The following is a 15608-nucleotide window of genomic DNA, read 5'->3' as shown; positions in this document are numbered from 1 at the left end:
GTAATAGGATAATAATTACTCAAGAGCGTAGCGAGTATAGAAAGAAGGAGCAATGATGATGGAATATTCAGATCAAGTGAAAAATCGTGTAAAGCGCATGGAAGGCCAGCTACGTGGGATCTTAAAAATGATGGAAGAAGAAAAGGACTGTAAGGCAGTCATTACTCAATTATCGGCTGTACGTTCAGCAGTAGATCGTACAGTTGGTGTCATTGTTAGCACGAATCTTTTAGAATGTGTACAAAATGCTGAAGGCGATGGCGAGAAAATGAATGAAGTTATTCAAGAGGCAGTTAATTTAGTAGTAAAAAGTCGTTAACATAAAGAGAAGCCAACTCGATAGAAAATGGCTTAGAAAACTCACTAAAAATAGGTGAGTTTTTATTTTTGTACAAAAATATAGTTTAATTCGATACTTATTTTTTATTAAAGGGAGTTTATACCTATGCGATGTTTATTGGTTATACAGTTAAAAGTCACAGTTAGTGAACTTGTCCGATAGATTCGCAGTCACTTTCTCTGTTATTCTAATTACAAGAATATAACAAATGGGAAGGTGATTTATTGTGAAAAAATGGTTGATAGGCGGAGCAGCATTGCTGATGTTAAGTCCAACAGCAGCTTATGCTCAACAGGCAGACGCTCGTTCAGTAAATACTTCCCCGGTGAGTGCTTATCATGTAGTAGCTAGTACTAACGTAACGACTTGGGATCAATTCACAACAGAAATCGTAAAGCAATTAAATAATTTCGCTCCCGAAATTAACATTACATATAGTGGACCAATGACAGATTTCAAAAAGAATTTTATGGAGTCCTTTAAAAAAGCACAGGAGCAAGCGGTCTATGCGGGTGGTCATATGGAAAGTACCAATATTTCTGCAGACTCAACAGGCAATGTAACGTTTAAAGTGAAGTATTTGACAAACCAAACGCAAGAAGCGGCGGTGCAAAAAAAGGTTGATCAATTATTAAAAGCGATTATTAAGCCTTCGATGACAGAGTTTGAAAAAGTAAAAGCGATTAATGATTATATCGTGTCAAATGCTACATATGGTACAAAAACAAAGGCTAGTCCCCATAGTGCTTATGCATTGTTAATGGAAGGACAAGCTGTGTGTCAGGGTTATGCGTTAGCAGCTTATAAAATGTTGGATCAAGCTGGATTCGATGCAAAGTATGTTGTTGGTACTGTTAATGGTAACGTGGCACATGCATGGAATTTAGTAAAGGTTGATGGTCAGTGGTATCATTTAGATACAACATGGAACGATCCATTACCAAATCGTTTCGGGGCTTCCTCGTACGATTATTTTTTAGTAACAGATGCACAACTAAAGAAAGATCATAAATGGATAGCATCAAATTATCCAGCTGCAACAAGTACAAAATATAACTATATGCTAAATGTTCATTTTGCATATCAGGATAAAAATACGCTATACTTTAGTAATACAGCCGATAAAGATAAATTGTATAAGCTTGATCTAGCAAGTGGTAAGAAAACAAAGGTCATTGATAAACGTGCCTTGTATATTACTGGAGCAGATGACTTTTTATATTTCAGTGATTACAGTAACAGCGGTTACTTAACGAAATTAAATCTAAAAACATTAAAAACTGAAGTGCTCGTGAAACAAGCAGTTACAGATTTAAGAATTAATGATAATTTTTTAGTTTATAATGTTAAGGGAAATGAACAGAAACTTAAAATTAAATAAGAATATCCTTATCTATTGATAAAATGAAAGCACAAAAGGGCCTCCAACTGAGTTCTTTGTGCTTTTTTTGTATATAATGAATACAGGAAACCGGTTGGAGGTGAGGATTTTGTGGAAAAAGTTAGCCATGATCGTAATAATCATTATTTTTATTGACCCCATTTATACGGCTGGTAAGGCAGTTGTACAACAAGTAATAACTTGGGCCAATAATGATGAGATAGAAACGATGCTTCTTTCAACAAAGGAAAAAATCATAGACGTTACTGCTAAACTTTCAGAGAATACCTCCATTGAAACGGCCACACCACCTATAGAAGACAAACCAGAAGAAGGAGTAGCCGTTACAGCTCCTGCAGTCAAAAAACCTGAAGCAAAGTTAGTTGTAACAAATGCAAAGGAAATGGCTGATGCGATGTATGCGTACTACAGTAGTTTTTCACCTACGTTTGAGATTCAATATAAAGGCAATACACAACGAATTGAACAGGTAGTGGAAGAAGCTTATGAAAATGCTATTAAAAGAGATGATTATGTATACGGCCATATTAGTAAACACTCAATTCGTTTTGAATATGGAGGAAGAACAGCCAAAGTATTTGGGGAGCAAAGTTATTTAATGACACCAGAGCAGTCCGGATATGTTGAAATGAATGTTCAAGAGGTCGTAGCTTCTATTGATAAACAATCATTAAGTGATGTAGAAAAGGTTAGGGCTGTCAATGATTATATCGTTGCCAATACCGCGTATACGGATCAAACGAATTCAAGTCCACATAGTGCTTACACAGTGCTTGCGGAACATGGTGGCGTTTGTCAGGGCTATGCATTGCTGGCTCATTCGATGTTACAAAAACTAGGTATAGAAACAAAATATATAGTAGGCTATGTCGGACAGGAAGGACATGCTTGGAATTTAGTAAAGCTGAATGGACAATGGTACCACCTCGATACTACATGGAATGATCCAGTACCTGATCGTAAAGGGGCAGTGCGTTATCAGTATTTTTTAGTGGATGATCGAACGATGGCAAAAGACCATACGTGGATTGCTGAAGACTACCCGAAAGCAACTAGTACAAAGTATAACTACTTTCACAATGTAGATTTCGCTGCAAAGGTAGGGCAACAAATATTTTATAGTAATGTTTCTGATAATAATAAATTGTACGTGCTTGATTTAGAAACAGGTAAATCGAAACGCGTTTCCAATTCACGCGCACAGTACGTTGTTTATGCGGATGGTTGGCTATATTTTAGTAATTATTCACAAGGAGCGTATTTAACGAAGATTCGTCCGGATGGAAGCGGAGAACAAATATTAAATCGGGAAGAAACGAAGGATTTATTTGTGAAGGACAACTATTTATATTTCACGACAAATGAACTGAAAAAAATGGCGCTTTAACTTGATCAACGAAAACGATTAATTTGCCAAAAATAAAGGGCCTATAACTTTGAGGTTAAATAAAGAATGACTCTTCTGCAAAACGAGAGGTTGATTTCCGTTCCGACTGGGCGCTTTGTTGCTGCCGCTTCGCTTTCGCACAGAGCAAAGCTTCCTGGGGGCGTCCGATGAGCCGCTTGGGCCAACATGAAGTTGGTCACGAAGGCGTTATCACAGGATGTGATGCTTTTAGCCTTCGTTCCTCTATTGCTAATCCCCAAGGAGTCGCCCAGTCTCCACTCCAATCAACCACTACACATAGAGTGTATCATCTAGTATGTCACTCATATATTTTAGACACCTTGATTTCATTGAACATAATAGTTTTCAACAACATGAAAGGCCTATGACATTACAGATTGTCATAGGCCTTTTTTGTTCGTTCTATAAGATAATGGATTGGTGGATGCTGACACAGAGAAACTTCAATTTGCGGATACATCGATTTCATTTCCTGAGAAAAAGTTTTAAAAATTAATGGATTATGCTTAATGGCACCACCATTACAATAAAGGCTAAAAGCGTCGCCTTGATAGTCGATTTTTTTCAACACAGCACATGCAAGGAGCGCTAGTTCATGAGCTGCACGCATTGATATTTGGATGGCACATGGATCCTTTTTGTCCACGGCATCTGCTAAAAATGCCCCCATTTTTGCAAGCTGCGCGTTCGTGTAAGATGGGTGAAACAGCCATGTAGCTAACTCTGTAACATCTTGGATCCGTAAGTGATTATAGACAGCACTTTTTAGTAGAGTCGGCTCACCGCGCCCGTCTTCCATGCGGAAAATGGCGCGTATTACTTCTTGCCCTAGCCAATAGCCACTGCCTTCATCTCCAGCACGATGTCCCCAGCCACCTGCACGTACTATTTGTGTACCGGTAAATGCGTAAGCGATAGCTCCTGTTCCAGCGATGAGTAACGCGCCTGCCTGTCCAGCAGTAACGCCAAGTAAAGTGGCTTGCGCATCATTTTCTATAATAAGCGTATCTATTTTAAGCTGTAATGCTGATAAGGCGTTATGAATGATTGCTGATACGATTTCATGATCTTTGGGAGAATCAATCCCAGCCATTGCAAAGGTAGCTACAGCAATAGTGGAGTCAGCTTGCTTTTGCAAAAAGTCCTGCACATTTGCTAATAACGCTTGCACTATTTCTGTAGCAGATTCAGCACCGATTGCTTGATAATTCGAGCCACTTGTTGATGTTGTATAGATTATTTCACCAGACTCGGCATGTACGAGCGCACATGCCGTTTTTGTAGCACCACCGTCAATAATAAGTAGCCATCCCATCATTGATTCCATCCCTCGATAAAGACTGTTAATTGTTTCTCTGCCTCAATGATTTTAGACTCCTTCAAACGGACCCACTCATTAAGGTTATGAGAATTTGCCTTGGAGCGCTCAAGAGATTCTTTCATCGTTACGGGCGCTGGACCCCCAAGTAATGTACGTACAGCAACGAAAGTTTCTGGTTTTAATGTGTTATAAAAATCTTCTTCAGAAATTTTTAATGGCTTACCAGTAATCAATTTGGATTGTGTGTTTGCTAGCCCCCACGTAAGGCTTGCTAGAGATTCCTCGCCATGAGAGAGCAAGACCTTAATACATTTACTAACAATACTATGTGCTTGGCGGAAGGAAATTCCTTCAGAACGCACTAGCGTATCGGCAAGCTCTGTTACATTGGCAAAGCTATTTTCAGCTCGATTTCTTAGTTTTTTCTTGTTCACATCCATCGTCACAACAAGCGAACCAAATAGTTCGTAAATACCTATTAAACGGTCGATGGCGCGCCATAAATATGGTTGCATATCATCTTCTGTGTCTACAATATCTCCAAAAGGTGTATTATGTACCATCTGTAATACTGTACTAGCGTCACCGACAACCGCTGATAACAATGAACGTGTATGCTCTATTGAAACAGGATTGCGTTTTTGTGGCATGATCGAGCTAACTTGTACGTACGGGCTCGCCAACGTAAATGCATTGAATTCCTGTGTAGCCCATAGTAGAAAATCCTGGGATGTACGGCCAAGATTAAGTGCCGCAAGCTGAACGATACTCGCTGCCTCTGCGATATAATCCGCACCAGCAACAGCATCCCACGCATTCTCGATAATATCATCGAAGGCCAATAACTCACGCATGCGCTCTCGATTAATATTGAAGCCAGTTGTCGTTAATGCTGCTGCTCCCATACTACTGCGATTCACTGTTTTGTAGACATGCTGTAAACGTTCAAAATCGCGTTCAAGTTGATCGATGACAGCCTTCAAATAATGAGCAAAAGTTGTTGGCTGTGCCTGCTGCGTATGTGTATAGCCAATCATAATCGTATCAACGTGCTCCTCAGCAGCAGCGATTAAATCATCCCGTAATGTCAATAATTCTCGCATAAGCAATAACAATTTTTTTCTTAAAGTCATTCGATAGATGGCAATGCCCATATCATTACGACTTCTCCCAATGTGAAGATTTCCAGCAACATCGCCAGCTAGCTCTATTAATTTATTTTCGATGCGGAAAAACAAATCCTCATATAGTGGGCTGTAATCCTCTATACGATAATAGTTCAAATCTAGTTTCTTTAGAGCGATTCCGATTTCTTTAGCTTCTTCTTTTTTTACTAGTCCCTGTTCTTCTAACATTTTTAAGTGTGCAATATTGATTTGTAGAATAATTGTTAAAAAGTTTTTCTTGGCTTCATCGTAAGCTGGCTGTAAGACAATTTTACGATAAATATTAGAAGGGAAGATCATCCCATCTTCTTGCTGTGTTTTGTTGCGAAAATCTTCAAACATATGAATTGCCTCCTATTAGATTAGCAGTTATATGGCCGAACCAGCACTGCCTTTAGATAACTTCTCAGAAATAATAAGCACAATTAAAATTAAACAAATTTGTAAGACGCCATATGCACAAGCAGTTCCAAATTTAAACGAATATAGTTTTTGGAAGATCGCCACTGATAAAGGGATGGTCGACGTACTGTAAATAAGAATGGACGCAACGAATTCGCCAAAGCTTTGAACAAGTGCTAGTAACGTACCTGCCAAAATGCCTGTAAATGTAAGGGGAAGTACAATACGTCTAAATGAATACCACCATGTTGCACCTAAACTCCGTGACGCTTCTTCGATAGATTGATCTAATTGAACAAGTGATGCCGATGTCGATCGGAAAACAAGAGGTAAATGCCTAATAAAATAAGCTAACGGCAAGATCCAGAACGTCCCGACAAGAACTTGATTAAAGGCGAATATATTTTCTGTACTAAAGGCTGCAATCAAATTGACAGCTACAACCGTTCCTGGCAATGCCCAAGGAACCATAATTAAAATATCAAGTAATGTTTTACCTTTAAAGTTTAAGCGACCCATTGCATAGGCTGCTGCAACACCGAAAAGGATGTTACCGAATGTTGCAACAATCCCCATTTGAATGGAGTTCCAAATCGGTCGCCACGTCCGTTCATCTGTAAAAAGTGCTTGATAATGATCTAATGTATAGTCTGTTGGGAGAATTTGCGTTTTCCATGCACCATCAACGGAAAATGAAATTAAAATAAGCACTAAAATCGGGAAAATTAAAATTAATGTTCCTATGAAAGATGCAATAGTCGCTATAATTTTCATGCCTCTTGAAGACACTTCAGAACGGTGAACACTAATCCCTTTACTGAGGTTTTGATAATTTCGACGGTTTTGATACCAGCGCATCACAATTAAAAAGGTAATGGATACAAAGGATAAAATCATAGATTGTGTCGCTGCCATATCTAAATTCCCATTCGTACGAGATAAATAGATTTGCATGGTCATAGTACGTTCGACACCGAACATTAAAGGTGCCGTGTAGGATGCCATAGATATCATAAAGACGAGTAAGGAGGAGGCAACAATCGAAGGTGTTAACATGGGCAAAATAACCTTTGTCCATACCCGAATACGCCCGGCACCTAAACTAGTAGCGGCTTCTTCTAAAGCTGGATCAAGACCTTTTATAGCTGCTGAGGCGGTTAAGTAGAAGTAAGTGTACATAGTGAATGTATGTACTACGATAACCCCCCATATGCCTTTTAATGAAAAGGGTACTTGCTCTAAACCAAATAGGTGTTGAAACGCACGTGGGAAAATACCACTGTCTCCATACAAAAAAGTAAAGGACAGTACACCTACTAACGGAGGAAGAGCCATAGGTACCAATACTAAAACAGAGAGTATCCGTCTACCTGGGAAATTATAGCGTTCCAGAAGAAATGCCATAGTTACACCGACGATCGCACAACAAATAACACTGATAGCGGATATATATATACTAGTCCACAATGCCTCTATATTTGCTGGGCTAGCTATATTAAAGAAATTTTTATAATTAGAGAGTGCATCATCACCTGAAAAGCTCTCTTTAAACGTTTGATAGAACGGGTATACTACATAGGCAAACAACACTAAAAATAAAGGTGCCACTAAAATATAGACAAACCAGTTCGAGCTAGTTAGACGTGTCCATGCATTTCCTTCAGAAGAACTGTCGTGTGTTTTTTCCATGTTAGTACCCTCCTATTCTCCTAAAAAATACAGTGAATCTTGGGCTATAGTTAGAGTAATTTCTTCACCAATTTTTTTGAATTGACCATTCATATTAATAATCATTACTTTTAGTGAAAAATCTAGACATTCTACAATGTAGTTCACACTAATTCCTGTAAATTCAACAAAAGCGATTTTACCTGTTAATGTGTTTTCACCAGTACCTTCATGAATAGATTCAGGACGAATAGAAATAAACACTTTGTATCCAATCATATGCGTTAAAGCGGGGGAGCTTTGTTGTTTTCGCCCAATGAGAACAAGTCCACTCGCCGTTTTTACTTGTATATCGTTACCGTTAATAGCATCGATTGTCGCCTCAATTAAGTTCGTCTCACCAATAAAATCTGCTACGAAGCGGTTTGAAGGTCGATTATAAATTTCTAGTGGTGTACCGATTTGTCTGACGTGCCCATTCTCCATGACCATTATCCGATCTGACATAGACATAGCTTCCATTTGATCATGCGTAACATAGATGGTTGTAACACCGAGCTCGGATTGAATACGTTTTATTTCTACGCGGGTTTCTTCGCGTAGTTTAGCATCTAAATTCGACAAGGGCTCGTCTAATAATAAAATATCAGGCTCTATGACAAGCGCCCTTGCTAATGCAACTCGTTGCTGCTGCCCACCAGATAATTCATTAATTTTCCGATTACCATATTGCGATAAATGGACAAGCCCTCTAATACGGTCAACTTTTTGCTTAATCTCTCCCTTTGAAAATTTCCGTACTTGTAATCCAAAAGCGATATTTTCGTCTACCGTCATATGTGGAAAGAGGGCATAATTTTGAAACACCATACCAATATTCCGTTTATTAGGTTGAAGCCTTGTCACATCAAAATCATCAAAAAGAATTTTTCCTTCCGTTGGGTAATAAAATCCGGCTATCATCCTTAGTGTTGTCGTTTTCCCACAACCACTTGGACCGAGGAAGGTAAAAAATTCACCAGATTTAATATGAAGATCTAAATCTTTTACGCCGTGAATGTGACCGAATTTCTTAGAGACATTTTCTATTTTCACACTTTTCAACTGAAATGCTCCTTTCTCGTTAGAAAATTAGTTGCATGAAGCCTCGAGCAAAATATACTCGAGGCTTATAAACATGAACAATATTCGTAGATGTCTTAGATTTCAGAACCATAGGACAAGTTAATTGGTCACTTTTTTCCGCGCCCTTTAATATTGTTATCCCAATGCTCCATCCATTCAGCTTCTTTCTCAGTCATGAGCTTCCAATCTATATCAAAAGTTTTTAAATCTAATTCTTTATACCACTCAGGCATTGCCTCTTTATCGATATCTGAGCGAGTAGGGATTTGATAGTAATCGTTGGCTAGTTGAGTCACCATTCCTTTTTCAAATATGAATTCTGTGAAGAGCTTTGCATTCTCTAAGTTTTTCGCATTGTTCACAACACCAACACCATCAACTAAAATCGGTGCACCACTCTTCGGATAAATGTAATCGAACGGATAATCAGTCGTATATTTCTTTAATAAAATATCTTGCAAATTCCATAAAGAAACGCTGCCTTCTTGTCGTGTCATCTTTAAATAAAGTGCATTTGGATCTTGTGTATATTCCTTCGTGTTAGCATCTAATTTTAATAACCAATCGTAGCCCTTCTCAGGTGAATCTGCGCCTTGACGTAAAATCATAGAGGAGTAAATAGTGCGCATCGTCCCAGATGCTAATACACCCCGAATTAAAATTTTATCCTTCCACTTTGGATCTAATAATTCATCCCAATCCTGTGGACCCGTTTCTTTCTTTAATACATCACTGTTAATCATAATAACTTCGGGTAGTAACATTTCACCAAACCAACGACCATCTGCATCTTTATAAGCTGCATCAATAGAGTCGCTAAAGCTAGGCTTCCAAGCCTGAAGTAAACCTTCATCGGCGCCGACAGTTAGTGCAGATTGCGTACCGCCCCACCAAAAATCAGCCTGAGGATTAGCCTTTTCACCACGTAGGCGTTCTAAAATTTGCTGTGCACCCATCGTTAAAAATTCCACTTCAATGTCCGGGTACTTTTCATTAAATTGATCGATTACCTTTTGCACCATTTCTTCATCGCGCCCCGTATAGATCACAAGCTTTCCAGATGGCGTAGCTGCCACATCGGTCTTTTCAGAATCGGACGTTTTGCTAGTTGCTGCATCTTTTGTAGAAGTCTTATCACTACTACAAGCAGCTAAGACAACAACCATCAGCACAAGTAAAAAGCCGAAGATACGTGTTTTCTGCATAATCTTCCCCCTCCCTAATAGTGAAAAACTTACATATAGCAGTATAATCCGGAGACCTTACATTAATGTTAGAATAATTAAAAAATTATAATTGGAATTATCATAGCTAAGTAAATACTAGATAGCAATGGTACTTAACTAATGTCGAGAACTCTTTAAAGTAACGAGAAGCTCCAATTTTGAGGACTTTGAGAATAGATTATCAAAATATGTTCAAAAGTGAACAAATATTGATTTTAGTAATTTTGAAATGAATGCTACGATTTAAAGCAAGAATATCTCTAAACTTTAAGGAACGAATTATATGACTGGAGATGAAATTCATGAAAGAAGCCTTACTAAAAATTGATTTTCAAAGTTATATATTAGATTTTATAGATCAAAAAGAAGTACTGGATAATAGATAAATATTGGTGGATTTATTTGAGCGAGAAGGAAAAGAGATTATATTTGTAAAAACATTGTAGAAAATGATGATATTAATGAGGATATTCAAATGGATATAAAAGAATATTCCGTGTTCGAAAAAAATCCAAATGCATTTAGTAATAAAAATCTTTATAAATATCTTCAAAAAAAAGGAATAGAACGTTTAGTTTATTAATCATAGGATTTAACATTGAATATTGCTTTCTTTTTACCTCAATTGTTGCAAGCCACTTAGGGTTTTAGACGACCATGATAGAAGATGCTAAAACGGTACAGCTGGAGATGAAAATTCATATGAAATACCAGGGTTAGATATTGTAGATTTTGTAGGCACTATACTTAATTGATCTGATTATGTAGAAGTTCTATATTATGATGAATATATGGATTTTTTTATTTTGAGAGTAATAAGTTCTCTTAAGTTTTCTGGTGATCCTGCTTTTATATCTTAATTATGTATTCTACATTTGATTTCTGCTGTATATAAGGTTAAGGTAAATATTGTTATTTTATTTAAAGAATAACAATATCGGACTAAGTTCACTAACTTTAATATACGGATGAAAGAGGATAAAACTATGAGTAAAACTGTGACAGTTGATTTTCTTTATAGAAATGAACTGTGTGAAAATCTAGAACTTTGGATGATCATGCCTCCTGCTATTCAATTTAACGAGAATAATGTAAAGCCCGATCAAGTTACAAAGGTTCCAACAGGGGAGAAACTAGGGTACTACATTTTAAATAAAGATCAGAGCTTACATCTTAATTATAAAATAGAATTATATAGTGCTAAAAATGAAAAGAAGACATTGACGGATGCAGAAAGAAATTTTTATTTGAGAAATACTGTTCTTTCACCAATAAATACAGATACAATAAGGTTAGCAAAAGAAATTACCAGTAAACAGGGAAATAATTATGAAAAAGCACGTGCTATTTTTTATTATATTGTAGATAATTATCGCTATATTTATCCCCCAAGTAGTAGGGGTGTTAACTCGTTTCTCGAAGTAAAAGAAGGCGATTGTGGGGAATTTTCATTTCTCTTTACCGCATTATGTAGAGTATTAGAAATACCAGCAAGGACAGTAGTTGGAAGCTGGGCATATGGGGAAATGAATGCCCATGTTTGGAACGAGTTCTTTATAGAAGATGAAGGTTGGATTTCGGTCGATACAAGTATGGCCTACATACAAAAGAAAAGACCATTTAGGTTTTTTGATGGTTCTTTAAAGTCGTTACATTGGAAAAAATACTTTGGTAAAACCGAAGGACAACGAGTTGTTTTTTCTAAAGATACGGAAATAGAATTATTACCGGAATATAAGAATGATGAAGAAGCCTTAACTTTAAATCCCATTCTCATTAATGGGGAGCCTTTTTGTTGGGGACAGCAATCCCTTAACGGAAGTGCTCCTTACTTACAACCTGTATATGTGAAATATGAACAAAACGATGATTTATTTCCATTGATAGATACATCACATTTATTTGGAACTTGGAAAATACGAGAACATGGAATAAAGCGTTTTTTAGAACGCCCAAAAGAATTTTTCCTGATTATCGCTTTACTAACTATGGCATTAAATTTTATCTTTCCAAACTTCTATTTAGAGGGAACTTATAAGTCGATGTTTATTATGTATACTCTATGTTTCATATTAAGAAAAGAACGTATCATTATTTTTAGTATTTTTTTATATTTTATGACTTTATCTCTTTTATCAACTTTAAATTAAGAATAAACATATCATATCTTAAAACCCTACCAAATAGAAAATGGAAATCCTAAAGATACTTTAAACGGCATAAACCCTGTGTTCCAGTGGGTTTATGCCGTTTAATCGTTTCTAGAGAAATAGATTTTTATCTAAAATCAGTTTAGATGTGAATTTGTAACTCTTCATTTCTATAAAATTGAAATTATCAAGTTTTGTTTCAAAATCAACAAAAATTGATTTTTTTTGTTTTGAAATTAATGTTATATTTTTGGGTGCCAAAAGGAAATAACTTGTTTTTTAAAAAATAGAATTGGAGTGATGTATCGTAATTTACTTTGGTTAACTTGTTGAAATTTAGATAAATTCGATTATAAAAAATGCTCTAAGACAATTAAATATTGATATTAATATATTTTAATATTAATAAAGTTTATAACTGCTAAATAAAGGGTATCTATTTATTAGGTGCACTTTCCAAATGTGTCGAAAGGAGATTGCAAAATGAAAAATGCCTTTTTGCTATTGGCTTCCATAATTTTAGTGTTCTCTCAATTGTCATTAGGTAGTCTATCTGTTTATGCAATAAGTAATGCCGAGAATGATATTGTATTGCCAAATGAACATGAAAATGAGAGAGAAGCACCTAACAATGAAGCTGAAACCGTAACTTCAGATAATGAAGACGAAGCTATATTGCCAAATGATAGTGATGATAATATTTCTTCTCCAAGTAATAATGATGAAGAGGAAATGGGACCGTTAAACAGTGAGGATAATAGTACCATTCTCGAGACGAAAAATGAGGAGGGTTATATAACAAATGATGTAGGCAATAGTGTTGTCATTATAGGATATCAAGGTGATAAATCAGATATCGTAATTCCTAGTGAGATCAATGGTAAACCAGTTATAGAAATAGGAGACGAAGCATTTTCTGGCAAACAGCTCACAAATGTAACGATTCCGTCAAGCGTGAAAATGATAGGAAAGTTTGCATTTTCAAATAATCAATTAACAAGTATAGAAATACCCTCAAGCATGACAACGATAGGAATCTATGCATTTTCAAGTAATCAATTAACAAGTATAGAAATACCCTCAAGCATGGCAACAATAGCAACAGGTGCATTTTCTTATAATCGATTAACAAGTGTAGAAATACCCTCAAGCGTGACAACGATAGGAGGCCATGCATTTATAAATAATCGATTAACAAGTGTAGAAATACCCTCAAGCGTGACAACAATAGGAGGCTATGCATTTTATCAGAATCGATTAATAAGTATAGAAATACCCTCAAGCGTGACAACAATAGAAACGAGTGCATTTTTTCAGAATCAATTAACAAGTATAGAAATACCCTCAAGCGTGACAACGATAGGAAGCCATGCATTTTCTCAGAATCAATTAACAAGTATAAAAATACCTTCAAGTGTTACAACAATAGAAATGGGTGCATTTTCAAATAATCAATTAACAAGTATAGAAATACCCTCAGGCATGACAACAATAGAAAGTGATGTATTTTCAGGTAATCGATTAACAAGTGTAGAAATACCTCCAAGCGTGACAACGATAGGAAGCTATGCATTTTCTCATAATCGATTAACAAGTATAGAAATACCCTCAAGCGTGACAACGATAGGAAGCTATGCATTTTATCAGAATCAATTAACAAGTATAGAAATACCCTCAAGTGTGACAACAATAGAAATGAGTGCATTTTCAAATAATCATTTAACAAGTATAGAAATACCCCCAGGCGTGACTACAATAGGAGAGCGTGCATTTTCTTCTAATCATTTAGATTTTGTAATCTTTCATGGTGCACCTGAATTCCAGTGGGCTAACCCAACTCCTTTTGAATTTCAATATAAGAGTGGGAAATCTTTTTTGGGGTGGTTTGAAGATGAAGATCATACGATAAATTGGAGTAATTCTGTATCTAAAGCAATGACTATTTACGCTAAGTGGAGTCCCTTGACTGTCAAGTTTGATGCCAATGGAGGAAGCGAAGTACCATCCCAAACAGTAGAATATGATGAAGTAGCGAAAGTACCATCTCCTCCAGTGAAAGCAGGCAATACATTTGAAGGGTGGTATAAAGACAAAGAGCTGACAAAAGCATGGGATTTTGACTATGATGTCGTGAAAAATGATATAACGCTATACGCTAAATGGTCGAAAGCAAGCTACATCGTTACTTTTGAAGCCAATGGAGGAAGCGAAGTACCATCCCAATCTGTAGAATATGGTGAATTAATAAAAGCCCCATCCACTCCAGTAAAAGCAGGATACACATTCGGGGGTTGGTATAAAGACAAAGGTCTAACAGACGTGTGGGATTTTACAAAAGACGCAGTGACTAAAAATGTTACGTTGTATGCGAAATGGACAAAGGATCATACGTCGGGAGGGGGATCTGGTGGAGGTTCCGATGGAGGCTCGCCAAACTATAAAGTCATTTTTGACTCTAATGGAGGAAGTAAAGTGCCGTCACAAACGGTTGGCTATAATGACCTCGGGAAAGCCCCAGCTACTCCGGTGAAGGAAGGCTATCAATTTGAAGGCTGGTATAAGGATAAAGAGTTTAACAATGCATGGGACTTTGCAAAAGATAAAGTAACCGCAGACATCACGTTGTATGCGAAGTGGACAAAGGACTATATAGTTACGTTTGAGTCAAATGGAGGCAGTAAAATTCCATCGCAAACAGTGCCATATAAAGCTTTAGTAAAAGCCCCTTCTAATCCGAAGAAGAAAGGCTACCTATTTATCGGCTGGTATAAAAACGATAAATTCACAAAAGCATGGGATTTTGCAAAAGATGTCGTTACAGAAGACTTAACATTATATGCACGATGGATGAAGGATAGTAAGCGCTGTGACATTACTTTCGAGGATATTGATCGAAACTGGGCACAAGATATGATTAAAGAAGTTGCCAAGCGATGCATTATTATAGGTTATCCAGATGGCACTTTCCGACCGAATGATGTGATTCAACGTCAACACGTAGTGCTTATGATTGATCGTGCGTTACAACCAGCGTCAGTTCGAGAGGCTGTATCCTTTTCGGATGTCCCTAAAAGTCATGTGAATTATGAACAAATTACACGACTTCAACAAGCAGGTATCGTGGATGGTTCGAACGGGGCATTTCGACCAAACGCTTCTATAACACGTGCCGAAATGGCTAAAATTTTGGTGCTTGCATTTGGTTTAACGCCAGAAGGCAATAGTACATTCAAGGATGTCGATCCATCACACTGGGCGAGTGGATATATTGCTGCTTTAGTAGACCATAACATTGCATTAGGCGATGAAAACGGTAATTTTAGACCAAATGATAACTTAACACGCGCTGAATTTACGGCGTGCGTGTATAGAGCGCTCGGTTTATAAAAGTTAATAAAGA

Annotated in this window: 10 protein-coding genes; 5 read left to right on the top strand and 5 right to left on the bottom strand. The window is 36.9% G+C overall.

What is annotated here, in order from left to right; genetic code table 11:
* Nucleotides 1-58: 58 nt before the first annotated feature.
* The 3 genes from ABNX05_RS21120 to ABNX05_RS21110 all read left to right on the top strand — a co-directional run bounded on the left by ABNX05_RS21120 (nt 59) and on the right by ABNX05_RS21110 (nt 3129).
* On the top strand, nt 59-319 hold the full coding sequence (locus ABNX05_RS21120; RefSeq protein WP_010857552.1) for a metal-sensitive transcriptional regulator: 261 nt from the start codon (nt 59-61) through the stop codon (nt 317-319).
* 247 nt (nt 320-566) lie between these two features.
* A complete protein-coding gene (locus tag ABNX05_RS21115; RefSeq protein ID WP_349661515.1) occupies nt 567-1721 on the top strand; it encodes a transglutaminase domain-containing protein in 1155 nt (384 codons plus the stop codon).
* A gap of 109 nt (nt 1722-1830) precedes the next feature.
* Nucleotides 1831-3129 (top strand): transglutaminase domain-containing protein, encoded by a 1299-nt coding sequence (locus tag ABNX05_RS21110; protein WP_349661514.1) that lies wholly within the window; start codon nt 1831-1833, stop codon nt 3127-3129.
* Between the two features lie 391 nt (nt 3130-3520).
* Here the strand turns inward: ABNX05_RS21110 and ABNX05_RS21105 are convergent, their stop codons facing one another.
* The 5 genes from ABNX05_RS21105 to ABNX05_RS21085 form a co-directional block, all read right to left on the bottom strand.
* Nucleotides 3521-4477, bottom strand: a complete 957-nt coding sequence (locus tag ABNX05_RS21105; RefSeq protein ID WP_349661513.1) for an N-acetylglucosamine kinase — start codon at nt 4475-4477, stop codon at nt 3521-3523.
* On the bottom strand, nt 4465-5979 hold the full coding sequence (gene argH / locus ABNX05_RS21100) for an argininosuccinate lyase (RefSeq protein ID WP_349661512.1): 1515 nt from the start codon (nt 5977-5979) through the stop codon (nt 4465-4467). Before argH ends, ABNX05_RS21105 begins: the two co-directional genes overlap by 13 nt.
* A gap of 27 nt (nt 5980-6006) precedes the next feature.
* Entirely contained in the window at nt 6007-7728 is a 1722-nt protein-coding gene (locus ABNX05_RS21095) for an ABC transporter permease (protein ID WP_349661511.1), read from the bottom strand.
* A 12-nt stretch (nt 7729-7740) separates the two neighbouring features.
* Nucleotides 7741-8811, bottom strand: a complete 1071-nt coding sequence (locus tag ABNX05_RS21090; protein ID WP_349661510.1) for an ABC transporter ATP-binding protein — start codon at nt 8809-8811, stop codon at nt 7741-7743.
* 128 nt (nt 8812-8939) lie between these two features.
* Nucleotides 8940-10037 carry an extracellular solute-binding protein gene (locus tag ABNX05_RS21085; protein WP_349661509.1) on the bottom strand — a complete coding sequence of 366 codons (1098 nt, stop codon included), beginning with the start codon at nt 10035-10037 and terminating at the stop codon, nt 8940-8942.
* 1007 nt (nt 10038-11044) lie between these two features.
* Here ABNX05_RS21085 and ABNX05_RS21080 point away from each other — a divergent pair.
* On the top strand, nt 11045-12208 hold the full coding sequence (locus ABNX05_RS21080) for a transglutaminase-like domain-containing protein (RefSeq protein WP_349661508.1): 1164 nt from the start codon (nt 11045-11047) through the stop codon (nt 12206-12208).
* 483 nt (nt 12209-12691) lie between these two features.
* Entirely contained in the window at nt 12692-15595 is a 2904-nt protein-coding gene (locus tag ABNX05_RS21075) for a leucine-rich repeat protein (RefSeq protein ID WP_349661507.1), read from the top strand.
* Nucleotides 15596-15608: the final 13 nt, after the last annotated feature.

It is taken from the genome of Lysinibacillus zambalensis (assembly GCF_040183165.1).
Classification (GTDB): Bacteria; Bacillota; Bacilli; order Bacillales_A; family Planococcaceae; genus Lysinibacillus; species Lysinibacillus zambalensis.
This window is presented reverse-complemented; position numbering and strand designations above follow the sequence as displayed.